The organism is Rhodospirillaceae bacterium (assembly GCA_028819475.1).
GTDB lineage: Bacteria > Pseudomonadota > Alphaproteobacteria > Bin65 > Bin65 > Bin65.
Window position 1 is genome coordinate 35,491 of the sequence record JAPPLJ010000021.1, and the last position, 22,011, is coordinate 57,501.

Annotated in this window: 23 protein-coding genes; 14 read left to right on the forward strand and 9 right to left on the reverse strand. The window is 66.5% G+C overall.

Features of this window, described 5'->3' with window-relative positions:
* Positions 1 to 97: 97 nt before the first annotated feature.
* Entirely contained in the window at positions 98 to 1,441 is a 1,344-nt protein-coding gene (locus OXM58_05155) for an NAD(P)/FAD-dependent oxidoreductase (protein MDE0147738.1), read from the forward strand.
* Between the two features lie 32 nt (positions 1,442 to 1,473).
* Positions 1,474 to 2,208 (forward strand): hypothetical protein, encoded by a 735-nt coding sequence (locus OXM58_05160; protein ID MDE0147739.1) that lies wholly within the window; start codon positions 1,474 to 1,476, stop codon positions 2,206 to 2,208.
* Here the strand turns inward: OXM58_05160 and OXM58_05165 are convergent, their stop codons facing one another.
* The 3 genes from OXM58_05165 to OXM58_05175 form a co-directional block, all read right to left on the reverse strand.
* On the reverse strand, positions 2,209 to 2,631 hold the full coding sequence (locus tag OXM58_05165) for a DUF2442 domain-containing protein (GenBank protein MDE0147740.1): 423 nt from the start codon (positions 2,629 to 2,631) through the stop codon (positions 2,209 to 2,211).
* Positions 2,618 to 2,866 carry a DUF4160 domain-containing protein gene (locus OXM58_05170; protein ID MDE0147741.1) on the reverse strand — a complete coding sequence of 83 codons (249 nt, stop codon included), beginning with the start codon at positions 2,864 to 2,866 and terminating at the stop codon, positions 2,618 to 2,620. Before OXM58_05170 ends, OXM58_05165 begins: the two co-directional genes overlap by 14 nt.
* Before the next feature lie 67 nt (positions 2,867 to 2,933).
* On the reverse strand, positions 2,934 to 3,269 hold the full coding sequence (locus tag OXM58_05175) for a divalent-cation tolerance protein CutA (protein ID MDE0147742.1): 336 nt from the start codon (positions 3,267 to 3,269) through the stop codon (positions 2,934 to 2,936).
* A 138-nt stretch (positions 3,270 to 3,407) separates the two neighbouring features.
* Between OXM58_05175 and OXM58_05180 the strand changes: the two genes are divergently transcribed.
* Entirely contained in the window at positions 3,408 to 4,616 is a 1,209-nt protein-coding gene (locus OXM58_05180; GenBank protein MDE0147743.1) for an MFS transporter, read from the forward strand.
* Between the two features lie 64 nt (positions 4,617 to 4,680).
* Here OXM58_05180 and OXM58_05185 read toward each other — a convergent pair whose 3' ends face one another.
* Both OXM58_05185 and OXM58_05190 read right to left on the reverse strand, forming a co-directional pair.
* Positions 4,681 to 5,100 (reverse strand): acyl-CoA thioesterase, encoded by a 420-nt coding sequence (locus OXM58_05185; protein ID MDE0147744.1) that lies wholly within the window; start codon positions 5,098 to 5,100, stop codon positions 4,681 to 4,683.
* 178 nt (positions 5,101 to 5,278) lie between these two features.
* Complete coding sequence (locus OXM58_05190) at positions 5,279 to 5,650, reverse strand: YbaN family protein (GenBank protein MDE0147745.1); 372 nt, start codon at positions 5,648 to 5,650, stop codon at positions 5,279 to 5,281.
* A gap of 285 nt (positions 5,651 to 5,935) precedes the next feature.
* Here OXM58_05190 and OXM58_05195 point away from each other — a divergent pair, with 285 nt between their 5' ends.
* Together OXM58_05195 and OXM58_05200 are read left to right on the forward strand one after the other, a co-directional pair.
* Complete coding sequence (locus OXM58_05195) at positions 5,936 to 6,493, forward strand: VOC family protein (protein MDE0147746.1); 558 nt, start codon at positions 5,936 to 5,938, stop codon at positions 6,491 to 6,493.
* Positions 6,494 to 6,561: 68 nt separating this feature from the next.
* Positions 6,562 to 8,811: a hypothetical protein gene (locus OXM58_05200; GenBank protein ID MDE0147747.1), complete on the forward strand. Its 2,250-nt coding sequence runs from the start codon at positions 6,562 to 6,564 to the stop codon at positions 8,809 to 8,811.
* 1,033 nt (positions 8,812 to 9,844) lie between these two features.
* On the opposite strand, the gene OXM58_05205 is transcribed toward OXM58_05200, so the two are convergent.
* Genes OXM58_05205 through OXM58_05220 form a run of 4 tightly spaced genes read right to left on the reverse strand, consistent with a single transcriptional unit; the run spans position 9,845 to position 13,291 of the window.
* Positions 9,845 to 10,786: a branched-chain amino acid ABC transporter permease gene (locus tag OXM58_05205; protein ID MDE0147748.1), complete on the reverse strand. Its 942-nt coding sequence runs from the start codon at positions 10,784 to 10,786 to the stop codon at positions 9,845 to 9,847.
* Positions 10,787 to 11,710 (reverse strand): branched-chain amino acid ABC transporter permease, encoded by a 924-nt coding sequence (locus OXM58_05210; protein ID MDE0147749.1) that lies wholly within the window; start codon positions 11,708 to 11,710, stop codon positions 10,787 to 10,789. It abuts the gene before it with no gap.
* Complete coding sequence (locus tag OXM58_05215; protein MDE0147750.1) at positions 11,707 to 12,492, reverse strand: ABC transporter ATP-binding protein; 786 nt, start codon at positions 12,490 to 12,492, stop codon at positions 11,707 to 11,709. The genes OXM58_05210 and OXM58_05215 overlap by 4 nt, the downstream gene beginning before the upstream one ends.
* 1 nt (position 12,493) lies before the next feature.
* Positions 12,494 to 13,291, reverse strand: a complete 798-nt coding sequence (locus OXM58_05220) for an ABC transporter ATP-binding protein (protein ID MDE0147751.1) — start codon at positions 13,289 to 13,291, stop codon at positions 12,494 to 12,496.
* A 169-nt stretch (positions 13,292 to 13,460) separates the two neighbouring features.
* Here OXM58_05220 and OXM58_05225 point away from each other — a divergent pair, with 169 nt between their 5' ends.
* From OXM58_05225 to thiD, 9 genes are all read left to right on the forward strand, one after another.
* Positions 13,461 to 14,342, forward strand: a complete 882-nt coding sequence (locus OXM58_05225) for an ankyrin repeat domain-containing protein (protein MDE0147752.1) — start codon at positions 13,461 to 13,463, stop codon at positions 14,340 to 14,342.
* Positions 14,343 to 14,428: 86 nt separating this feature from the next.
* Positions 14,429 to 15,640 carry an acetyl-CoA C-acyltransferase gene (locus OXM58_05230; protein MDE0147753.1) on the forward strand — a complete coding sequence of 404 codons (1,212 nt, stop codon included), beginning with the start codon at positions 14,429 to 14,431 and terminating at the stop codon, positions 15,638 to 15,640.
* Between the two features lie 31 nt (positions 15,641 to 15,671).
* Entirely contained in the window at positions 15,672 to 16,379 is a 708-nt protein-coding gene (locus OXM58_05235) for a hypothetical protein (GenBank protein MDE0147754.1), read from the forward strand.
* On the forward strand, positions 16,376 to 17,029 hold the full coding sequence (locus OXM58_05240) for a hypothetical protein (GenBank protein MDE0147755.1): 654 nt from the start codon (positions 16,376 to 16,378) through the stop codon (positions 17,027 to 17,029). The genes OXM58_05235 and OXM58_05240 overlap by 4 nt, the downstream gene beginning before the upstream one ends.
* A 132-nt stretch (positions 17,030 to 17,161) precedes the next feature.
* Positions 17,162 to 17,557: a RidA family protein gene (locus OXM58_05245; GenBank protein MDE0147756.1), complete on the forward strand. Its 396-nt coding sequence runs from the start codon at positions 17,162 to 17,164 to the stop codon at positions 17,555 to 17,557.
* Positions 17,547 to 18,812 carry an FAD-dependent oxidoreductase gene (locus OXM58_05250; protein ID MDE0147757.1) on the forward strand — a complete coding sequence of 422 codons (1,266 nt, stop codon included), beginning with the start codon at positions 17,547 to 17,549 and terminating at the stop codon, positions 18,810 to 18,812. Before OXM58_05245 ends, OXM58_05250 begins: the two co-directional genes overlap by 11 nt.
* A 167-nt stretch (positions 18,813 to 18,979) precedes the next feature.
* Positions 18,980 to 19,807 carry a dihydropteroate synthase gene (folP, locus tag OXM58_05255; GenBank protein MDE0147758.1) on the forward strand — a complete coding sequence of 276 codons (828 nt, stop codon included), beginning with the start codon at positions 18,980 to 18,982 and terminating at the stop codon, positions 19,805 to 19,807.
* Positions 19,808 to 19,849: 42 nt separating this feature from the next.
* The gene (gene glmM / locus OXM58_05260) at positions 19,850 to 21,208 is read left to right on the forward strand and encodes a phosphoglucosamine mutase (GenBank protein ID MDE0147759.1); all 1,359 of its coding nucleotides are present in this window, start codon (positions 19,850 to 19,852) and stop codon (positions 21,206 to 21,208) included.
* Entirely contained in the window at positions 21,205 to 22,005 is an 801-nt protein-coding gene (gene thiD / locus OXM58_05265) for a bifunctional hydroxymethylpyrimidine kinase/phosphomethylpyrimidine kinase (GenBank protein ID MDE0147760.1), read from the forward strand. Before glmM ends, thiD begins: the two co-directional genes overlap by 4 nt.
* Positions 22,006 to 22,011: the final 6 nt, after the last annotated feature.

The following is a 22,011-nucleotide window of genomic DNA, read 5'->3' on the forward strand; positions in this document are numbered from 1 at the left end:
ATTGGTGCAGATTGGTATGTGCAGAGGTTGCAGAATCTGAAACGATGCCGGTGTTTCGGGCGGAGTGCAGCGACCGGCAGGGAGTGTGAGTGAGACCATGAGCAAACGCATTGCGGTAATCGGTGCAGGTCCATGCGGCCTTGCACAGTTGAGGGCGTTTCAGACGGCGAAAGCCGGTGGAGCGGAAATTCCGGAGATCGTCTGCTACGAGAAGCAGGACGACTGGGGCGGCCTGTGGAACTATACCTGGCGCACCGGCACGGACGAATTCGGCGAGCCGGTGCATTGCTCGATGTACCGCTACCTGTGGTCCAACGGGCCGAAGGAAGGCCTGGAATTCGCCGACTATTCCTTCGAGACCCACTTCGGCAGGCAGATCGCGTCCTACCCGCCGCGGGAAGTCCTGTTCGACTACATCACCGGCCGGGCGAAACAGTCGGACGTGCGCGACTGGATCCGCTTCCGCACCCCGGTTCGGCGCGTCGACCACGACGCCGCGAGCGGCCGGTTCACGGTAACGGCCCATGATCTCGCAACGGACGAAGAATACGGCGAGGAGTTCGACAACGTCATCGTCGCGACGGGCCACTTCTCGACGCCGAACGTGCCGCATTTCGACGGTCTCGACCGGTTCAACGGCCGGGTCATGCACGCCCACGACTTCCGCGACGCCGTCGAGTTCGTCGACAGGGACATCCTGATCATCGGGACCAGCTACTCGGCGGAGGACATCGGCTCGCAGTGCTGGAAATACGGCTGCAAGTCGGTCACCGTCAGCCACCGCACCGCGGCCATGGGCTATGACTGGCCGGACAACTGGAAGGAGGTGCCGCTGCTCCAGAAAGTCGAGGGCAACACCTGCACCTTCAAGGACGGCTCGACCTCCGACGTCGACGCCATCATCCTGTGCACCGGCTATCTGCACCATTTCCCCTTCATGGCGCCGGAGCTGTGCCTGAAGACCGCCAACCGGCTGGCGGCCGCCGACCTCTACAAGGGTGTCGTCTGGATCGACAATCCGAAGCTGTTCTATCTGGGCATGCAGGACCAGTGGTACACCTTTACCATGTTCGACGCCCAGGCCTGGTATGTCCGCGACATCATCCTCGGCCGGATCGCGGTGCCGGACCGCGACGCCCGGGCGGCCGACGTGGCCGACCGGGAGGCCCGGGAAGACGCGCTCGAGGACGACTACGGCGCGATCAGCTACCAGGGCGACTACGTCCGCGAGCTGTCCGCCGACACGGACTATCCCAGCTTTAACGTCGACAACACCGACGAAGCGTTCTTCCAGTGGAAGAAGTACAAGAAGCAGGGGATCATGAGCTACCGCGACCACGGCCACAGGTCGGCCATCACGGGCACCGACGCCCCGGTCCACCACACGCCCTGGGTCGAGGCGATGGACGATTCGATGGCGAGCTATCTGGGCAGCGGATAGCGGCGCCCCGGCCGGCCTGTCATCGCCCGGCGATGGGCGCCCAAGCCGCAGAATGGGAATGGGAGGCCTTCTCGGCCGCGGCGCTCGAAGCCTATCGCGCGGCGCGGCGGGAGGAGGCCGTCCATCTGTGGCGACGGGCCGGCGCACTGGCGCGGGAATTCCCGGCGGGAGACCCGCGCCGGGCCGCCAGCGCGAACAATGATGCGCTGGCCCTGCTGATCGACCAGGCCCATGAGAGTGCCGCCGCCGCCCTGACTTCGACGCTCACTGCCTGGGATGACGCGCTCGACTGGACCGGCGGCATGGCGGTGTCGCCCGTGGCGCGCAGTTCGATGTTCCACCAGCGCCTGGAACAGCGCCATGTCGAGACCTACGGCGACGTCCGGCGCGCGCGGCACCGCGCGTTCCTGACCGGCGCCGCGGCGCTGACCCGCTTCAATCTCGGAATTGCGCGCCTCTTCCTCGACGAGGACGAAGCGGCTGAGACGCTCCTTCAAGAGGCCCTTGCCGAGCGGGAGCGGGCATTCGGCCCCAACAATCCGGAGGTCGCCGAGATCGCCCGAGTCCTCTCCGGAAAGGCCGACGCCGCCGAGGAGGACGCGCGGATGGCGCTATACGATGGCAAAATCCGCACCGTCGCCGAAAACCGCGCGACCGACATGCTGGAGGCCTGGCGCAGGGAACAGCCGCACGAGATGACCGACACCCGCCGCCTGCTGGCCGCGGCCTATCTCACCGCGATCGTCCACGAACGGGACTTCATGTAATCAGGCGCCCGATCCGCCGGCCATGCGGCGAGGCCGCCCGCCCTTCCGGCCATTTTTTTGTGCCGCCGACGCCTTCGCAACGGAACGGACCCTGCCGCCCGCGGCGCCCATTTGAGCCGCCATCCAACTTCTGGATCCGAAATCGCCGCGCAGCAAAGCGGGTACGTAGAGGTCGGCATCGAGCCGCGGCCAGTGAAGGCCCAATCCGGTCGGACTGATTTCAATCTGCGCCAGATCTTCGGGCGATGCGTCGGCAAGTCCTTCCGCCTGTGCTGCGGGAAACGCAATCTCGACGCCGGTATTCAGCAGGGCGATGACGCGTCGCCGGCGCCGGTCGTAGCGGGCAGAGATAACGTGGCCGGCCTCGCGCTCTTTCTGAGCCCGCGCTTCGGCTCTTTCGAATTCCTGTTCAGAAATCACCATGAATCCTGGTCCATTCGTCGCAAAGCATCGCGAGTTCCTCACCGAGCAACTTGCCGATACCACTCACCTCTCTTCGCCCGAAACCGAAACTTGCACGCAGTTCCGGAGGGCCTTCGGGACAGTTCAAATTAAAGACCGCCTCTTTGCCCGCACCGATGACATGAACATGCGCAGGCCGATGATCGTTCGGATAGATGACCACGCGCAGGCCATCGAGACGAAGCACCGTTGGCATTACTTAAAATAGTATAACCCAAGCGCTTGGGAAAGATCCAAATACTGGAGGTGGCGGCGGGCCGAGCTTATTCCTTTGCTCCCGACGCTTCCGCCGTTTCCTCTTCAATCCATTGCAGGAAGGCCGGATTGCCGCCTTCGATCGGCAGGGCGACGACGCAGGGGCAATCGTAGCTGTGGATTTCCCGGACATGGCCGGTCAATGAGTCGACCAGATCGCTGCGCGTCTTGGCGATCAGAACGACCTCCTCGTCGGTCTGGATACTGCCCTCCCAGCGATACTGGGACAGCATGCCCGGCAGGATGTTGACGCAGGCGGCCAGCCGGCGCGCGACCAAGCTGGCGCCGATGGCCCGCGCTTCCTCCACCGAACCGGCGGTCATGTAGACCAGCGTTGCAGACATCGCCCCCTGCCCTCCCCGCTGCGCATCCGGCGCATTGACGGTCTGCGCATTGAGAATTCCGGGGCGGCAGGTTGTCAATGACATCGGCTGCGGCGGCGCTTATCTTTCGCCGGCCCGCTCCTGCACGAACCGGTGCGCATGTCCGCCAACCGCAGCCACTTTCTGTTTCTCAATTTCGGCCATTTCGCCGACCACCTGTTCATGCTGATCTTCGCCAAGGCGGCATTCAGCGCGGGGCTGGCGTTCGGCCTGGCCGAGAACGGCGCCTATGCGGAAATGCTGCCCTACGGCATCCCGGCGATGGTGCTGTTCGCCGCCTGCGCGCCGCTGGCGGCGCATCTGGCCGACAAGTGGCGGCGCAATGCAATGATGGCGGTCTTCTTCATCGGCATCGGCCTGGCGTCCGTCGCCACCAGTTTCGCACAATCGCCGCTGCAGGTCGGCATCGGGCTGGCGGTCATCGGCGTCTTCGCGGCGATCTACCATCCGGTCGGCATATCCATGGTGATCCAGGGCGGGGGCAATGTCGGCTGGCGCCTCGGCGTCAACGGCGTCTGGGGCAATATGGGCGTGGCCGGCGCGCCGCTGCTCACCGGGTTCATCCTGTCCTTCATCGACTGGCGCGCCGCCTTTTACGTTCCGGGCGCCATGTCGGTCGCCCTCGGCCTCGCCTATGTCGGCATGATCCGCAGCGGCCGGGCCGATCCGGCGCCCGGCACGGCCCGGGAGCGCGCCCATGTGTCCTTTGCCGCGGGCTGGCAGCGGGCGCTGGTGGCGCTCGCCCTGGTCACCGGCGCCGGCGGCTTCGTGTTCGGCGCCATGACGTTCCTGGTGCCGCGCCTGTTCGACGTGCGCATGACCGGAATCACGGACGACATCGCGCTCACCGGCGCCCTCGCGGCGATCGTTTACGCCGCGGCTGCCTTTTCGCAGCTCGCCGTCGGCCGGCTCATCGATCGCCACCCCGTCAGGCGGGTGCTGGTGCCCGTCGCCCTTGCGCAACCGGTATTCCTCGCCGCGATGGCGCTGGAGACCGATTACGCGCTGTTCGCCGCCGCCCTGCTCGCGATGGCGTTCGTGTTCGGCCAGATCCCGATCACCGACGCCGTGCTCGCCCGCTATGTGCCGGACCAATGGCGCACCAAGGTGCTGTCGGTCAAATTCCTGCTCAATCTCGGGGTCGGCGCCCTGGCGATCATGTCCGCCCGCTGGGTGCTGGCCAACGACGGCTCTTTCGAAACCGTCATGCTGATCGTTGCCGGCGCAGCGCTTCTGGTGATCGCCGCCGCCCTGATGCTGCCGTCCCGCTCGGGTACGGAACTCGGCGCCGCCGCACCGGCGGAGTAGCCGGCCGGTTTTCTCCAGGGTTTTGCAACCGGCTGATTGCGAAATCGAAAGAAACGGACAGGCCCTAGTCGACGAACCGCGCCCTGGCCTCTTCGGGGACGGGGACGGCCTTGATGCCGGCCGGGCGGTCGGGCGCCGGAATCACCCAGACGCGCTTCTCGAAGCCTTCCAGCGCGGGGCGGCCGTCGGCGTGGGTGAGCGCGTGGCTGACCGTGAAGGTCTTGCCGCCCCATTCGCTGACATGGCTCGCCATCGTCAGGCGGTTGCCGAGCCGGCAGGCGTTGCGGAAGGTTGCGCCGGTCTCCAGCAACGGCATGCCGCTGACGCCGAAGTCGCGAGCCATCTCGGGATAGGACAGCGCGTTGGCGGAGAACAGCCGCTCGGTCGCCTGGTCGAACCAGGTGTAGAACCAGGGATAGAAGACGATCCCGGCCGCATCGCAATGCGCCCATTCCACGGTGATTTCAGTCCGGTATTCCCGCATTCGCCCACACCTTTGCCCAACGCGCCCTCGCGCCGCCACGGCGCCGACACATACGCGATCGGCCGGCCGCCGCCAAGCCGGCGCCCGTTGAAACAATCGCCTGAATTTTCGGGAAAATTACCCGGAATGCTGGAACCGGCCGGAACGCGCACCCGCGCCGCTCCGGCCGGGCGCCGCTTCAGCGGTCCGGCGGCGACGGCCGCGACAGCACGAAGGCCGCCGATGCGCTCAGGACGACCGCCTGCACCGCGAGGATGACCGTATCGACCTCCGCCGCCACCGATATCGCGAGGACCGCAACCATCGAGGCGACGCCGACGATCTTGGCGCGCCTGTGGATGGCGCGATGCTCGCGCCAGTCCCTGATGAGCGGCCCGAAGACCCGATGGGAATGCAGCCACGCATGCCAGCGCTTCGAAGACCGGGCGAAGGCGTAGGCCGCGACCAGAAGAAACGGCGTCGTCGGCAGCAGCGGCAGCGCTGCGCCCAGCGCGGCAAGCGCGAGCGCCGCGATGCCGACGGCAAACCATACGGCCCGCCGGGGGCTCATTCCGGATCGGCCCGATTCCCGGTCCATTACCGACTGCCGCGCTTGATCGTCATGGGTTTCCGGGACAGGGCGGGCGCCTGCGGACGCGTCGCGACAGGGCGCCCGGATGCGATCGCTTTCGAATAGCATCGACATCGCCGCGGAGGCAAATCCGCCCCGCCGCCCGGCGGCCGTCCGTAAGGACATTTTCGCACCCCGGCCATGCAGGCCTGCGCGGCGGCGCACCATTGGTCTTCGCAAGAAAATTGCGGCATACTGGGCGCAGCAATGCAGGAGCGCCTTGCCATGAGCACGCGGACGACGAGCCCGGCAACCAGCAACATGCCGGACATGCCGCCGATCGAGCGGCTGCATCACTGGGCCTACAAATGCCGCGACGGCGAGGAAACCCGCCACTTCTACGAGGATATCCTGGGCCTGCCGCTGGTCCACGTCATCCGGGCGGACAGCGTGCCCTCGACCGGACAGTGCGATCCCTATGTCCATCTCTTCTTCGGCATGCCGGACGGCTCTGCGGTTGCCTTCTTCGACCTCGGCGACAACCAGGCCGCCGACCTGTCGCCGAACACGCCCTCCTGGTGCAACCACATGGCGCTGCACATGAATTCGGTCGACGAGGTGCTCCAGGCCAAGAGCCGGCTCGAGGCCCACGGCGTCCATGTCATCGGCCCGACGGACCACAAGTTCGTCCAGTCGATCTATTTCTTCGACCCGAACGGCTACCGCCTGGAGCTGACCCACGAGCTGGCGGAAGAGGAAGCCGACTATATCGCCCATGCCCGGGCCAGCGCGCGCAACAAGCTCGACGCCTGGACCGAGGAAAAGCGCGCCGCGGCGGCCTAGTGCATCCTGCATCGCATGACAGGGCCGCGCCGGGCGGCTAGAACGTCCGGCGACCAGGGAGTTTCGCCATGCTTCTTCACCCCCGCTCCAGGGGCCGCGACTTCTCGCTCGGCACCTATCCGCTGGAGACACTGCCGCGGGACGACGCGATCCTGACCGTGGAACGGGACCGGCCGCGCCGCGCGGGCCTGCATGACACGGCCGGCGACGGCCCGATGGCGGCGGCGGCGCTGAAATACCGGAACATCTTCGCAGCCTCTGCCGAGCAGGAATCGGCGCCCGCCCGCGCGCCGGTCCCCGACGATCTCGAAGCCCGCGCACGCGACGCCAAGGGCATGGCCTACTTCATGGACGCCGCCATGGTCGGCATCTGCGAGATGGCGCCGAACGCCTGGCTGGAGGGTGCGGAAGCATTGCCCCACAGCCACGCCATCGTGCTGCTGATCGAAGACGGCCGGGCGCCGGAGCCGCACAACGCGGCGCATGGCTGGGTTGCGCCCGCAGTGCGCGAGATGTCGGACATGCGGGCCGCCGAAATCGCGGTCTGCGTGGCGCGCCACATCCGGGCGATGGGCTTCGCCGCCCGCGCCGACGTCGCCGGGCACCGGCAGACCGACGCCGGACGGCTCGCCGTGATGGCCGGCCTCGCCGTCCGCTCGAACGGGGAGCTCGTCAATCCCTATCTCGATACCGCCTTCTCGCTCGCCGTCGTCACGACGGACTACGCCCTGGCGACCGACCGGCCGCTCGCCGCCTCGGCCCGGGACGGGCGCGGGCTGGGCTACTGGTGGGGCCGGAACGGCGCGACCTCGGGCCGGGAGCGCAACCGGCGCGCGCGCCGCCCGTCCCACGAGAGCTACTATCCGATGGAGCAGGTGAAGCGGGTCGACCGGCCGACCACCCTGATCCTGGACGACGAAGTCCCCCGGGTGCCGAAGCGGGCCGCCTTTTTCGAACGCGCGCTGCAGGGCGACCTGGGCGAGAAATCCCAGAAGGAGCGCTCGCGCTTCTCCTTCAAGCATCCGACGTCCAAGGGTCTGCTCGGCGTCATCCGCTCGCTCGTGCCGTACCAGGGCGGCGAGGCGGCGCCGGCCGATACCGATGGACTGGGCGATCCCGAAGCCAACTCCCCGGAAGCGAACTCGAGGGCAATCAAGGCGCTGTCCTACCATCTCGGCTCCGATCTCACCGGCATCTGCGAAATCCCGCATTACGCCTGGTTCTCCCACAAGGAGGACGGCCGGCCGATCGCGCCCTATCACAAATACGCCGTCGTCATGCTGATCGACCAGGGCTTCGACACCATGGAGGGCGCGAGCGGCGACGACTGGATCTCGGGCACCCAATCCATGCGCGCCTATCTGCGCGGCGCCGCGATCGCCGGGGTGATGGCCGAATTCCTCCGCGACCTCGGCTTCCCGGCCCGCTCCCAGACCAACGCGGACAGCGACGTGCTGCACATCCCTGTGGTCCTGTGGGCCGGCCTGGGCGAATTGAGCCGGATCGGCGAACTGGTGCTGAACCCCTTCGTCGGCCCGCGCTTCAAGTCGGTCGTGCTGACCACCGACATGCCGCTCACGCCGGACAGGCCGATCGATTTCGGTCTCCAGTATTTCTGCAACAATTGCCTGAAATGCGCCCGCGAATGCCCGTGCGACGCCATCCCCTTCGGCGACAAGGTGATGTTCAACGGCTACGAGATGTGGAAGCCGGACGCCGAGCGCTGCACCCGCTACCGCCTGACCAACATGAAGGGCGCGGCCTGTGGACGTTGCATGAAGACCTGCCCGATCAACAAGGTGATCGACGCCGACGGCCCGCTCCTGACGCGCGCGGCGAGCTGGATGGGCGTCAACGCCATGTTCCTCAAGCCGCTGATGGTGCCGATCGCAACCTGGGCCGACGACTGGCTGGGCAACGGCACGCGCAATCCGGTCAAGAAATGGTGGTTCGACCACGAGATCATCGACGATATCGCCGTCGAGCCGCGGGTCGGCACCAACCGGCGCGACATCGACCCGTCCCGCGTCGTCGATCCGGCCAAGCAGAAGATGGCCTATTACCACGCCAACATGATGCCGGCGCCCGACGCCGCCGGGACGCCCCATACGGTCGACCGCAAGGCGGCGCTGGCGGCGGCGGCCCTGCTGGAAACGCCGGCGCAAGCGTGGGAGCGCAAGCAGCGCGGCGGGCCGGCCCCGGCCCACTACACCGCGACCCCGCCGGCCGGCGGAAAAGGCGGCGAGACCACCGCCAGCCCTTATGTCGCGCCCGTGATCAATCCTGTCGCCGACGTCTCCAAGGCGGCTGCGGAATAGCGGATTACGGCAGCCCCGGTCCGGTTTCCGAGGCGTCAACGCTCCCGGACGAATCTCCCTCCCCCAAGCGGATTCCTCTGGGAAAGGGTGCGCCGAACGGGCTGGAGGCCGGAAAACGGCCTGATTTTGAATAAATGTTCAAAATCAATTTCCCTAAGTCTTTGAAATTGCTCTGTTTTTCTAATTAAACAGACCGGTCTTTCTTACGTGTTTTTTTGCACCCGGCGACCCTAACCCTTTGGAATCGTTGGAAACACGCCTTTCGGAAATGCGCAAAATCAATCCAGATAGGAAATTTTCCAGCCTCCCGGCCGAACTGGAGCGCCGGTCGACACCGGGGGCGGCACCGCCGGGCAGGATCGGGGGCACGATGGCCCGGCGGAAGCGGAGGGTCGAACCGGACGGGGTCCGGCCGTCAGGTCCAATGGCGCACAGGGCGGCACACAGGATGGCCGACTGACAGCGGCGGGCCGGAAAGCGGGACGGGCGGAACGGTCCCGCACGGTCCCCCGCCTGTTTCTTCGTTTGCTTATTTTGGGGGGGATGTCGGCCGGCCGCGGCAGGCGCATTTCGGGCGTTGACGGGGCCGATATAAGGTGCGGGATCGACTGTGTCAAGGAATATTATCGAAAAAAAGGAAATATTTTTGAAGTCCGACCCGGCAAAGCCCGCCTGCCCGGCATGAGGGTGTGTAATGCGTTCGCTTCTTCCTCCCTCCCCTTGGTGAGGGGATTGGGTCGGCGCCCTTCGACTTGGCTCAGGGCAGGCTCTTCCGGCTTCACCCTCCATTGCCACCCCGGATGGAGCGCAGCGGAGATCCGGGGTCCAGGGGCTACGGGCCGAGGCCTTTCGGGTCGCCTCTGGGCCCCGGATCGGGGTCCGGGGCAGCAAATCGGGTTGGAAATGTAGCGGTTTTCGGCTTTGACGCGGCGTTACGGAGTGAATCCCCCCTCCCAACGGGGAGGGGGAACACCTGGCATTCCAGCAGCATTTCGCAAAGGAATCCCTTGGGGGAGGCTTCCCGCAGGTTCGATCAATCCCGCGGCACGGTGGGCGCGCGTTCTGGGAGCAGGCCGCCGGGGAATTTCTGCAGCACGATCTGGAGCAGCAGGCCGATCAGGAAGATGCGCAGATAGCCGACGCGCAGGGCCCATTCGTCGGGCAGCCGGCCGGTCAGCAGCTCGGTCATCGTCCACAGGCCCCAGACCAGGATCGCGCCGAGCACCGCGCCCTTGTTGTTGCCCGCCCCACCGACGATCAGCATCACCCAGGGCAGGAAGGTGACCAGCAGGGGCTCCGTCCCCTCCGGGCTGATGATCTTGACGTAATGGGCCATCAGGGCGCCGAACAGGCCCATCAGCGCCGAGCCGAGAATGAAGGCCTGGAGCCGGAATTTCTCGACATCCTTGCCGGCGGCCTCCGCCGCGTCCTCGTTCTCGCGGATCGCGCGCAGCACCCGCCCCCAGGGCGCCGCCCAGGCGCGCTGCACCAGGAACAGGATGACGCCGACGATGACGACGACCAGCAGCAGGAAGGCGACCTGGTCCCACGGCGCGGGCAGGGATTCGAACGGCCGCGGAACATTGTTGACGCCGAACGGCCCGCCGCCGATCGGCTGGTAGTTGCGCACGGTCAGGCGCAGGATTTCGGCGATGCCGATGGTGGCGATCGCCAGGTAATCCGAGCGCAGGCGCAGGCAGATCTTGCCGACCGGCCAGGCGACCAGGGCCGCCAGCGCCATGGCGGCGAGGATGCCGACCGGCACCGGCACGCCGAACCCGCCGATATGGTTGACGCTTTCCGGCGCGGTCAGCACCGCGGAAGAATAGGCCCCGACAGCGAAAAAGCCGGCGACGCCGACGTTGAACAGGCCGGTGAAGCCCCAGTTGATGTTCACGCCCAGGCTGCCGACCGCATAGATCATCGCCATGGTCAGGAAGCCGACGGCAAACAGGAAGAGGCCGTAAATTTCCATCTACAGCACCTTGCCCCGGAAGATGCCGCGAGGCCGGAAGATCAGCATCAGCACCATGACGGCGAAGGCGACCGCGGTCTTGTAGTCGGGCGGGACCAGCGGACCGTCGCCGATCCACGGGTAGGTCGAAAGCTCCTCCATCGCGCCGATGATGAGTCCGCCGGCGATCGCGCCATAGGGCTGGCCCAGCCCGCCGAGGATCGCGGCGGCGAACATCGGCAGCAGCATATCCCACCCCATGGTCGGGATGAGGCGCGTATCCATGCCGACGAATACGCCGGCGACGGCGACCAGCCCGGCGCCGAGAATCCAGGTCCAGATCACCACCCGTTCGGTGTTGATGCCGGAGACCCGGGCAAGGTCGGCGTCGTCGCTCATCGCGCGCATCGCCTTGCCGGTCCGTGTGCGGGTCAGGAAATGGTGCAGGGCCAGCATGAGGACGACCGTCAGCACCACGATGTAGATGTGGCGCTCCAGGATGCGCAAAGGCTGGAACTCCTTGAGCGGGAACTGGATGCCGTCGGCGTAGTTGATGACGTCGACGCCGAAGAAGAGCTGGACCAGCGAGCGCAGCATGAGCGCCACGCCGAACGACGCGATGACCACGACGATCATCGACCGGGCGCGCCGGAACGGCTTGTAGAAGAGGCGGTCGATCAGGATCGCGACGGCTGCGGTGCCGGCAAAGGCCAGCGGCAGGCCGATCAGCAGCCGCACGTTGACGGACATTTCCCTGAGCGGCGTGGCATCGAGCAGCCAGACGACGAGCAGCCCGATATAGGCGCCCGCCGCCATCAGGTCGCCATGGGCGAAATGGGCGAAACGCAGAATAGAGTAGATCAGCGAGATGCCGATCGCGCCAAGCGAATAGATCCCGCCCAGGACGAGCGCCGGGATCAGATACTGGTTGACGAAGTCGATCAAGCGCCGGCCCCGCCCCGGCCGCCGCCGTCCCGAGTGCCGCCGTCCCGAGTGCCCCCGTCCCGAGTGCCGTTGCGCCCGCCGAGAAAGCTCTCGGCCACTTCCGGGTTTGCCAGCAGCGCCTCGCCGGTATCGGTGAAGATGTTCTCGCCAGTCGCCAGCACATAGCCGCGATGGGCGATCCTCAGCGCCTGGCGGGCATTCTGCTCGACCATCAGGATGCCGACGCCGGTTTGGTTCACGGCGATCACCCGCTCGAATATCTCGCGCATATAGACCGGCGACAGGCCTGCGGTCGGCTCGTCGAGCAACAGCAGCGACGGCTCGGTCATCAGCGCCCGGCCGAAGGCGACCATCTGGCGCTGGCCGCCGGACAGTTCGCCGGCCTGCTGGCGGCGCTTTTCCTTCAGCGGCGGGAACAGGGTGTAGACCTGGTCGATGACGTGGCTGAAATCGTCACGCCGGATGAAGGCGCCCATTTCCAGGTTTTCGTGCACGGTGAGCGACGGGAAGATGCTGCGCTCCTGGGGCACATAGGCCATCCCCTTGCGGACCAGCTCGTCGGGCTGGCAGCTGCCGATATCCTCGCCCCGGAACCGGACCTCTCCCTCGCGCAGCCGGACCAGTCCGAAGACCGCCTTCATCGCGGTCGATTTGCCGGCGCCGTTCGGGCCGATGATGGCGACGATCTCGCCGGCCGCCACCGCAAGGTCGACGCCTTTGAGGATGTCGGCGCCGCCATAGCCGCCGGTCATGCCTTCCGCCAGGAGCATGTCGCCGGGCATGTCAGGCGGCTTCCTCGTCGCTCATCCCGAGATAGGCCTCGATGACCCGCCGGTCGGCCCTGATCTCCGCCATGCTGCCCCGGGTCAGCACGCTGCCCTGGGCCATGACGATGACCGGGTCGCACAGCCGGCCGATCAGGTCCATGTCGTGCTCGATGACGAAGAAGGTATAGCCGCGCTCGCGGTTCAGCCGTTCGATGTCGCCGGCGAGCGACGCCAGCAGCGCCCGGTTGATGCCCGCCGCGACCTCGTCGAGCAGCACGACCCGGGCTTCGGTCATCATCGTGCGGCCGAGCTCCAGCAGTTTCTTCTGGCCGCCGGACAGGTTGCCCGCCAGTTCGTATTTGAGCGGCGCCAGGCGGAGAAAATCGAGCACGTCCTCGGCGCGCCCGCGCACCTCGGCGTCCTGGGCGCGGATCCGGCCGGGCCGGAACAGGGCGGTCGCCAGCTTTTCCCCGGCCTGGTCGGGCGGTACGACCATCAGGTTTTCGATGACCGGCAACCGGGCGTATTCGTGGGCGATCTGGAAGGTGCGCACCAGGCCGCGCCCGAACAGCTCGTGCGGTTTCTGGCCGGTGACGTTCTCGCCGTCCAGGAACACGTCGCCCGCCGTCGGCGGAAAGACCCCGGCAATAATGTTGAACAGGGTCGATTTGCCGGCCCCGTTCGGCCCGATCAGGCCGGTGATCGTCCCGGCGGCAACCTCGAGCGAACAGTTATCGACGGCCGTCAGGCCGCCGAACCGCTTCGTCACGCCCCGAACCGAGATCATCGCCTCGAACGGTTCCGCCTGCGCCATGCGCCCTCCCCAAACCGGCGCAGCATAGCCGGGATTGGCACGGTGTAAATCGGTGAGAAACACAGCAGCCGCTAAAGCGACGGTTCTGGACAAGCAGTATTTCCTTGCCGCTGAGCGGTCACCACATAGATTTGGCGGCACCCTGAATCTTTAAATTCGAGGAGTCCTTATGGCGTTTTTCCCCGTTGCGATCCGCCTCTCTTTCACCCTGTACTTCTTTGCCATCGCCCCGGTAGTGGCGCAACAGCCCCTATGCAATGAGTGGAATACGCAGGAATTTTTTGCTCGATCCGGGGTGGAGGATGTCGAGCGTTGCGTCGCCACCGGGCGTTCGGCAACTGCGTCGGACGAACACGGCATGACGCCCCTGCATTTTGCCGTGCAGAATAGCGCGCCCACGGTCGTTTCAGCCTTGCTCGATGCCGGAGCGAAAACCGAGGCGCGAGGAAAATTCGGGTGGACGCCCCTGCACGTCGCGGTTCAAACCAGCAACAGTCCGGCCATTGTTACCGCACTGCTCAAGGCCGGCGCCAAACTTGAAACAAGGGATTGGGACGCACGGACTCCCCTACATCTCGCTGCTGCGAGGAATTCACAAGCGATCGTTTCGGCGCTGATTGGGGCCGGCGTGAGACTTGAAGCGCGAAGCAATAATGGATGGTCGTCTCTCCATTTCGCAGCGGCATACAACAGTGAACCGGCCGTTATCGCGGCGCTACTCAAGGCTGGGGCGAGACTTGAAGCGAGGGATAAAGACAGACGCACGGCTCTTCACATCGCGGTAATTCATACCAGTCACCCAGCTGTCGTCGAAACATTGCTCAAGGCCGGCGCTAGGCTAGAAGCAAGGGACAGGAATGGACGGACGCCTCTGCACATTGCTGCGGCGACCCACAAGTCTCTCGATATTGTCACGATGCTGCTGGATGCCGGTGCGGACCCGAAGGCACAAACCCCAAGGGGCAGGCGACCGGGAGATTTTGCTGCTCGAAATCGCGGTCTCAAGAGAACAGACGCGTACTGGCGCCTTCACGATGCCCGGTTCGATTAGCGCGATACCGACGATGTGATATAGAAACTGGTTGAAAGACTGCCGATGTAAAATCGGCGCAACCGGCATCATCACGGAGCCCCGCCATGCGCGAAGCCGTCATCGTCTCAACCGCCCGCACGCCGATCGGCAAGGCCTATCGCGGCGCGTTCAACGACACCCAGGGCCAGGAGCTCGGCGGCCACGCCATCCGCCACGCGGTCGGGCGCGCCGGGGTCGATCCGGCGGAGATCGACGATGTCGTCATGGGCGCCGCCCTGCAACAGGGCTCGACCGGCGGCAACGTCGCGCGCCAGTGCGCGGTCCGCGCCGGCCTGCCGAACACGGTCGCCGCCATGTCGCTGGACCGGCAGTGTTCGTCCGGCATGATGGCGATCGCGACCGCCGCCAAACAGATCGTCCACGACGGCATGACGGTTGCGGTCGGCGGCGGCCTGGAGAGCATTTCGCTGGTCCAGAACGACAGCATGAACATGCACCGCGCGCACGATCCCTGGATCGTCGACCGGCTGCCGGCGCTCTACATGACGATGCTGGAGACGGCGGAGGTCGTCGCCGAGCGCTATGGCGTCCCGCGCGAGAGCCAGGACGAATTTGCGGCGCAGAGCCAGGCGCGCACGGCCGCGGCGCAGCAGGCGGGACGGCTGGACGACGAGATCGTCGCCCTGCCCTCGACCATGAAGTTCAAGGACAGGGAAACCGGCGCGATTTCCGAACGCGACGTCGTGCTGGAAAAGGACGAAGGCAACCGGCCGGGCACGACCTATGAAACCCTCGCCGGGCTGCAGCCGGTGTTCAAGAACGGCCAGGTGATCGCGGAAGGCAAGCACATCACCGCCGGCAACGCCTCCCAGCTCTCCGACGGCGCCTCGGCCGCGGTCCTCATGGAAGCGTCCGAAGCCTCGAAGCGCGGCCTGGAACCGCTCGGCGTCTATCGCGGCGTCGCGGTCGCCGGCTGCGATCCGGACGAAATGGGCATCGGCCCGGTCTTCGCCGTGCCGAAGCTGCTGGAGCGCAACGGCCTGACGGTCGACGACGTCGACCTGTGGGAGCTCAACGAAGCCTTCGCCGTGCAGGCTCTCTACTGCCGCGACCGGCTCGGCATCGACCCGGACATCTACAACGTGAACGGCGGCGCCATCTCGATCGGCCATCCCTATGGCATGTCCGGCGCGCGCATGGTCGGCCACGCCCTGATCGAAGGCCGGCGGCGCGGCGCGAAATACGTCGTCTGCACCATGTGCGTCGGCGGCGGCATGGGCGCCGCCGGCCTGTTCGAGGTGCATGGCTCGGCGTAGCGGCGGCGACCCCAGAAGCGCGGAAAGGAGGATGCCCGTAATACGGGCACGGCACCTGGTACGGTTTTACGGCTTGCTGGCCGAGCTTGAGCGGCGGCTTGGCGGCGCCCGGAAACTTTCGCAATGCGATGGACGAACAGGCTGGCCGCAACGTGGCATCTATTTCTTCCGCGAACTCGGCGAAGGCCGCAGCGATACCGGATCGGGACCGCGTATCGTGCGCGTCGGAACCCATGCGCTTAAGGCAGGATCGAAAACAAGACTCTGGACTCGGCTCCGACAACACGGAGGACAAAAGAGGTCCGGCGGCGGCAACCACCGCGGTTCGATATTCCGCCTGCTTGTCGGCACAGCCTTGATCGACCGGGACAGCCTCAAGTCCTCGACTTGGGGCAACAGAAGTTCCGCGCCGCGCGAAGTCCGGCGGGTCGAGCAACCTTTGGAACAGGCTGTCAGCAAGGCGATCGGGACGATGCCGTTCCTCTGGCTGGAGATCGACGACGAGCCAGGACCGGACAGCCTGCGGGGTTATGTCGAGCGCAATGCTATCGCTCTCCTGAGCAACTATGGCAAGGAGCCGTTCGATCCTCCATCGGGGGAATGGTTGGGGCGATTTTGCGACAGGGAACGTGTCAGGATTTCCGGATTGTGGAACCAGAATCATGTCGATGAGCCGTACGATCCGGCGTTTCTCGAAACGACGGAACGCCTGATCGGCGAAATGGAGGACGTTGTTTGATTGTCGTTATCCAATGCGCGGCATCCAAGAAGCCGGGCGCTGGTCACCTGCGGCGGCGCGACGGTCGGCGTGTCTTGTTCGTCGCCGATCCCGACGGTGCCCCGGAGGTCAGCGGGTGCTTCTATGCCCGCCCCGACGACATGGCGGACACGGGCCATTCGTGGAGACACCAACTGCGCCGGTATAATGATACGACGGGCGATAATTCTCTCGGGCTGCTGCCCGCCTGGCAGCTTTACCGGAACCCGACCTATGAAGTGTTGGCGGAATGCTATGGGCTGGACCGTCTCTACATCCTGTCGGCGGGATGGGGATTGCTCGCAGCGGAATTCCTGACGCCCAATTACGACATTACCTTCAGCGCCCAGGCAGACCGCTATAAACGGCGGCGAAAGGGAGATCGGTACGACGATATTTCGATGCTGCCGGAGGATACCGACGAGCCAGTCGTGCTTCTTGTGAGCAAAGATTATGTCCGGTTGGCGTGCGACCTGACCGAGCGAATCAGGAGCCAGAAATATCTGTTCTTCAATTCCGCCACCATCCCCGACGCTCCTGGCTGCAATCTGAAACGATACAAGACGACGACGCGCACGAATTGGCAGTATGAATGCGCATATGCCTTAATCGAAGGAAGGGTGGGCGTCTGAGCGATAACCCCAGGGTGGAAGGCGCTATGTGAGGTGCGGCCAGCAGTTCGCACCTCATCTACGCTTCTCGCTCCCCTTCGGGCGTCGGCTTGTGTAGGGTTGCGCCGCCCGTACCCGAATCAGGAGCAATCGATGCCCAAAGAAATCCCCGAGGTTCCCGGCCTGACCGAAGGCCTGCGCAAGAACAATGTGCCGCTGTCGCCGGTGGTGAAGGCGAACGGGTTCGTCTTCGTCTCCGGGCAGCCGCCGTTCGACATCGAGACCGGCGACCTGGTCAAGGGCGATCTGGAGACCCAGACGCGCGCCTGCCTTGAGGCGGTGAAATACTGTCTGGAATGCGCCGGCTCCTCGATGGAGCAGGTAGTGAAGGTGACGGTCTTCTCGGTCAACGCCGCCCATTTCAAGCGCTTCAACGAAGTCTACAAGACCTATTTCCCGAAGGACCCGCCGGCGCGCAGCTTCGTCACCGTCGCGTCCTGGCCGCTGGATTTCGATATCGAGATCGAGTGCATCGCCCTTGCCGACTGACGCTTCGAACCGGGCCGGCCGGGGCGCGATCACGGTCCTCGGCGCCGGCATCGTCGGCACCTGTTGCGCGCTGGCGCTGCAGCGGGAAGGTTTCAGCGTCACCCTGATCGACCGGGACACGCCGGGCGCCGGCACGTCGAGCGGCAATGCCGGCCTGATCCAGACCGGCACGCCGATGCCGATGGCCACCCCGGGCATGCTGCACAAGGTGCCCGCCATGCTGCTCGATCCCAAGGGATCGCTGGTCATCCGCTGGCGTTACCTGCCCCGGCTGCTGCCCTGGCTGTGGCGCTTCATCCGGCAGTCGTCGGCGCGCCGGACCGAGGCCAATGCCCGCGCGCAGATGCGCCTGCTCGATCATGTCGGCGACGCCTACCGGGAACTGGTCAGGGCGGCCGGCGCCGAGGACATGCTGCGCTACAAGGGGCTGCTGTTCGTCTATCGCGGCGCTGCGGACGCCCGTGACGCCGAATGGGAAATGGACATGTTCCGCCGCCACGGCGTCCGGGTGGACACGGTGAGCGCCGACGAACTGCGCCAGATGGAGCCGGCGCTCAACCGGGACTACACCCACGGATTCCATCTGCCGGACTGCTTCTATACCGTCGATCCGAAGCACCTCGCCGAGCGGCTCGCCGAAGCGTTTGAAAAATTGGGCGGCGTCTTCCGGAAGGCCGAAGCGACCGGGATCGAGATGGGCGAAGCGGGGCCAAGAGCCCTGCGCACGACCTCCGGGACCGTCCCGGTCGAACGCCTGGTTCTGGCCGCCGGCGTTTTCTCGAAAAAGTTCGCGCGGGAACTGGGCGTTTCGGTGCCGCTCGAATCGGCGCGCGGCTATCACCTGATGCTGCTGGACGAGACCGTGCGGATCAACGGGCCGGTGCTGGACGGCAAGCGGCATTTCGCGGTGACGCCCATGTCGGGCGGCCTGCGCCTGGCCGGAATGGTGGAGCTGGCGAGCCTCGATGCCGCACCGAACTACGAACGCGCCGAGATGATGCTGCCCCTGGCGCAGGACATGCTGCCGGCCCTGAAAGGCGCGAAGACCCGGCCCTGGATGGGCCACCGGCCGATGATTCCGGACAGCCTTCCGGTCATCGAACAGTCGCGCCGCCATGCCAACACCTATTTCGCCTTCGGCCACGGCCAGCTCGGTCTGACCCTGGGCGCGATCACCGGCCTGCTGATCGCCGACCTGGCCTGCGGCCGCGAGCCGAGGGTGGACCTGACGCCGTATCGGTCCGACCGGTTCTGAGGCGCGTCCTCCGGTACGGGCCGGAACGCGCCGCCCTGCCCTGTTGCCTTCCCGGCCCCGAAGGCCAACATCCCGCCCGTTCGTTTGCCCGCCGAGATGCCGCCTTGTCTTCCGCTTCCCCTGCTCCCCGTTGGCCCGACCTGTTGCCTGCCGGCCGGCCGGCCCTGATGGGTATTCTCAATCCCACGCCGGACAGTTTCTCGGACGGCGGCCGCTACGAGACGCCCGATGCGGCGCTCGCCCGCGCCGGACAATTGCTCGCAGCCGGCGCGGATTTCATCGACATCGGCGGCGAATCGACCCGGCCCGGCGCGACCCCGGTTGCACCGGAGGCCGAACTCGACCGGGTCATGCCGGCCGTGAGCCGTCTCGCGGCGGACGGCCGGACGGTTTCGATCGACACGCGCAACGCGTCCGTCATGCGGGCCGCGCTCGATGCCGGCGCGGCGGTCGTCAACGATGTCAGCGCGCTGACCCACGATCCGGACAGCTTCGAAACGGTCCGGCGCAGCGGCGCGCCGGTCATCCTCATGCACATGAAGGGCGATCCCGCGACGATGAACGACGATCCCCGTTATGGCGACGTCGTCGCGGAAGTCGCCGACACGCTGGGAGAGCAGGCCGAACGCTTCGTGGCCGCCGGCCTCCTGAAGTCGCAGATCGCCGTCGATCCGGGCTTCGGATTCGGCAAGACCCATCGGCACAATCTCGCCCTGCTGCACGATCTGGACCGGCTGACCGCCCTTGGCTATCCGGTCTGCGTTGGCGCTTCGCGCAAGCTGGCCGCCTTGTCGGCGCCGGCGGGCGTGCGCCTGGCGGCATCGACGGCGGCGGCGGTGCTGGCGGCCCAGAAAGGCGCAGCGATCTTGCGGGTCCACGACGTCGCCGAGACCCGGGTGGCGTTGCGGATCGCCGGATTTGCCATGCCGCGGCCCCCGGATAGGCCCCCGGATGGAACGAAGCTCGGTATGGCCGAAAACCCCGCGATCGTTTAGGACTCCCGCCGAACGGTCCGGACCGGGGAGCGCATCCGGAACATGAGCCGCAAATTTTTCGGCACCGACGGCATTCGCGGCATCGCCAACCGCGAGCCGATGACCGCGACGACCGCGCTGGCGCTGGCGGCGGCGGCCGGCGGCCATTTCCGCCGCGGCGCGCACCGTCACCGGGTGGTGATCGGCAAGGATACGCGCCTTTCCGGCTATCTTCTGGAGCCGGCGCTTACCGCCGGTTTCATCTCCATGGGGATGGACGTGATTCTGGTCGGCCCGATGCCGACGCCCGCGATCGCCATGCTGACCCCGTCCCTGCGCGCCGATCTCGGGGTCATGATCTCGGCGTCGCACAACGCCTTTCAGGACAACGGCATCAAGCTGTTCGGGCCGGACGGCAACAAGCTGTCCGATGACATCGAACTGGAGATAGAACGGCGGATGGAAGCCGGGACCGCGGAGCGGGAGCTCGCCGGCCCGCGCGACCTGGGCCGCGCCCAGCGGCTCGACGATGCGCCCGGCCGCTATATGGAATTCGCCAAGGCCACGTTCCCGGCGGAGCTGCGCCTCGACGGCCTCAAGATCGCGGTCGATTGCGCCAACGGCGCCGCCTACAGGGCCGCGCCGACCGTGCTGTTCGAACTGGGCGCCGAAGTCGTGCCGGTCGCCGTTTCGCCCGACGGATTCAACATCAACCGGGATTGCGGCGCCACGGCGCCGGAAACCCTGGCAACGGCGGTCGTTGCCCACAATGCCCATGTCGGAATCGCGCTGGACGGCGACGGCGACCGGGTCCGCATGGTCGACGAGACCGGGCGCATCGTCGACGGCGACCAGATCATGGCCCTGATCGCCCGCGCCTGGCGCCGCGCCGGCAAGCTGCGCGGCGGCGGTATCGTCTCCACCGTGATGTCGAACCTCGGTCTTGAGCGCTATCTCCGCAGCATGGATATGGCCCTGGTCCGCGCCCGTGTCGGCGACCGGTATGTCGTTGAGGACATGCGCAGGCACGGTATGAACGTCGGCGGCGAGCAATCCGGCCATATCGTGCTCAGCGACCATATCGCCACGGGCGACGGCCTGGTGACGGCGCTTCAGGTGCTGGCGGAGCTGGTCCGCACCGGCAAGCCGGCGAGCGACGTCATGCATCTGTTCGAGCCGGCACCCCAGCTGCTCAAGAATGTGGAATTCGAGGCCGGCGACGGGGCGGCCCCGCTCGACGCCGGCCCGGTAAAGCAGGCGATCGCCGATGGGGAGAACCGGCTGGGCAAAGGCGGCCGCCTTGTCATCCGCAGGTCGGGCACCGAACCGGTGATCCGCGTCATGGCGGAAGGCGACGACGAAAGCCTCGTCGCAGCCGTGGTCGAGTCGGTATGCGCCTCCATCGAGGCGGCGGCCCGGTGAACGGCCGCGTGCTGATCGTCGCCGGATCCGATTCCGGCGGCGGCGCAGGCATACAGGCCGACATCAAGACGGTTACGGTGCTGGGCGGCTTCGCCATGACGGCGGTGACGGCGCTCACGGCCCAGAATTCCCTCGGCGTGCATGGCGTCGTCGGGGTCGAGCCGAAATTCATCCGGCAACAGATCGAGGTCGTGATCGGCGATCTCGGCGTCGATGCGATCAAGACCGGCATGCTGCACAGCAGCCCGGTCATCGAGGCGGTGTCCGGCGCGATCCGGAGTCTCGCGCCCGGAGTTCCGCTGGTGGTCGATCCGGTGATGGTCGCGAAGGGCGGCGCGCCCTTGCTGGCGTCCGGGGCCGTCGACATCCTGCGCGACACGCTGCTGCCCATGGCGACGATCATCACGCCGAACCTGCCCGAGGCCGGCGTCCTGCTGGACCGCGACCCGCCCGATATGGACGGAATGGCGGACGCCGCCGCTGCCCTGCTTGCGCTCGGGCCGGGGGCCGTCCTGCTCAAGGGCGGCCACCTCGAGAGCGACGACATCGTCGACCTGCTGGCAGCCGGCGAGGCGGCGCCGGTGCGTTGGACCGAGAAAAAGATCGACACGCCGCACACCCACGGCACGGGCTGCACCCTGGCTTCGGCCGTCGCAGCCGGGCTGGCGCAGGGCCTGGCCCTGGAGGCGGCAGTATCCCGGGCGCGGGATTATGTGCGCGGCGCGATCCTGACAGCGCCCGGCTACGGCGCCGGGCACGGGCCGCTCAACCACGCCCACCCGATCGAACCCGGATAGGGCGGG

Bases quoted from the DNA above. Each gene is read 5' to 3' on its own strand.
- OXM58_05155 (MDE0147738.1), top strand. From the start codon at position 98: ATGAGCAAACGCATTGCGGTAATCGGTGCAGGTCCATGCGGCCTTGCA.
- OXM58_05160 (MDE0147739.1), top strand. From the start codon at position 1,474: ATGGGCGCCCAAGCCGCAGAATGGGAATGGGAGGCCTTCTCGGCCGCG.
- OXM58_05165 (MDE0147740.1), bottom strand. From the start codon at position 2,631: ATGGTGATTTCTGAACAGGAATTCGAAAGAGCCGAAGCGCGGGCTCAG.
- OXM58_05170 (MDE0147741.1), bottom strand. From the start codon at position 2,866: ATGCCAACGGTGCTTCGTCTCGATGGCCTGCGCGTGGTCATCTATCCG.
- OXM58_05175 (MDE0147742.1), bottom strand. From the start codon at position 3,269: ATGTCTGCAACGCTGGTCTACATGACCGCCGGTTCGGTGGAGGAAGCG.
- OXM58_05180 (MDE0147743.1), top strand. From the start codon at position 3,408: ATGTCCGCCAACCGCAGCCACTTTCTGTTTCTCAATTTCGGCCATTTC.
- OXM58_05185 (MDE0147744.1), bottom strand. From the start codon at position 5,100: ATGCGGGAATACCGGACTGAAATCACCGTGGAATGGGCGCATTGCGAT.
- OXM58_05190 (MDE0147745.1), bottom strand. From the start codon at position 5,650: ATGAGCCCCCGGCGGGCCGTATGGTTTGCCGTCGGCATCGCGGCGCTC.
- OXM58_05195 (MDE0147746.1), top strand. From the start codon at position 5,936: ATGAGCACGCGGACGACGAGCCCGGCAACCAGCAACATGCCGGACATG.
- OXM58_05200 (MDE0147747.1), top strand. From the start codon at position 6,562: ATGCTTCTTCACCCCCGCTCCAGGGGCCGCGACTTCTCGCTCGGCACC.
- OXM58_05205 (MDE0147748.1), bottom strand. From the start codon at position 10,786: ATGGAAATTTACGGCCTCTTCCTGTTTGCCGTCGGCTTCCTGACCATG.
- OXM58_05215 (MDE0147750.1), bottom strand. From the start codon at position 12,492: ATGCCCGGCGACATGCTCCTGGCGGAAGGCATGACCGGCGGCTATGGC.
- OXM58_05220 (MDE0147751.1), bottom strand. From the start codon at position 13,291: ATGGCGCAGGCGGAACCGTTCGAGGCGATGATCTCGGTTCGGGGCGTG.
- OXM58_05225 (MDE0147752.1), top strand. From the start codon at position 13,461: ATGGCGTTTTTCCCCGTTGCGATCCGCCTCTCTTTCACCCTGTACTTC.
- OXM58_05230 (MDE0147753.1), top strand. From the start codon at position 14,429: ATGCGCGAAGCCGTCATCGTCTCAACCGCCCGCACGCCGATCGGCAAG.
- OXM58_05235 (MDE0147754.1), top strand. From the start codon at position 15,672: ATGCCCGTAATACGGGCACGGCACCTGGTACGGTTTTACGGCTTGCTG.
- OXM58_05245 (MDE0147756.1), top strand. From the start codon at position 17,162: ATGCCCAAAGAAATCCCCGAGGTTCCCGGCCTGACCGAAGGCCTGCGC.
- folP (MDE0147758.1), top strand. From the start codon at position 18,980: ATGGGTATTCTCAATCCCACGCCGGACAGTTTCTCGGACGGCGGCCGC.
- glmM (MDE0147759.1), top strand. From the start codon at position 19,850: ATGAGCCGCAAATTTTTCGGCACCGACGGCATTCGCGGCATCGCCAAC.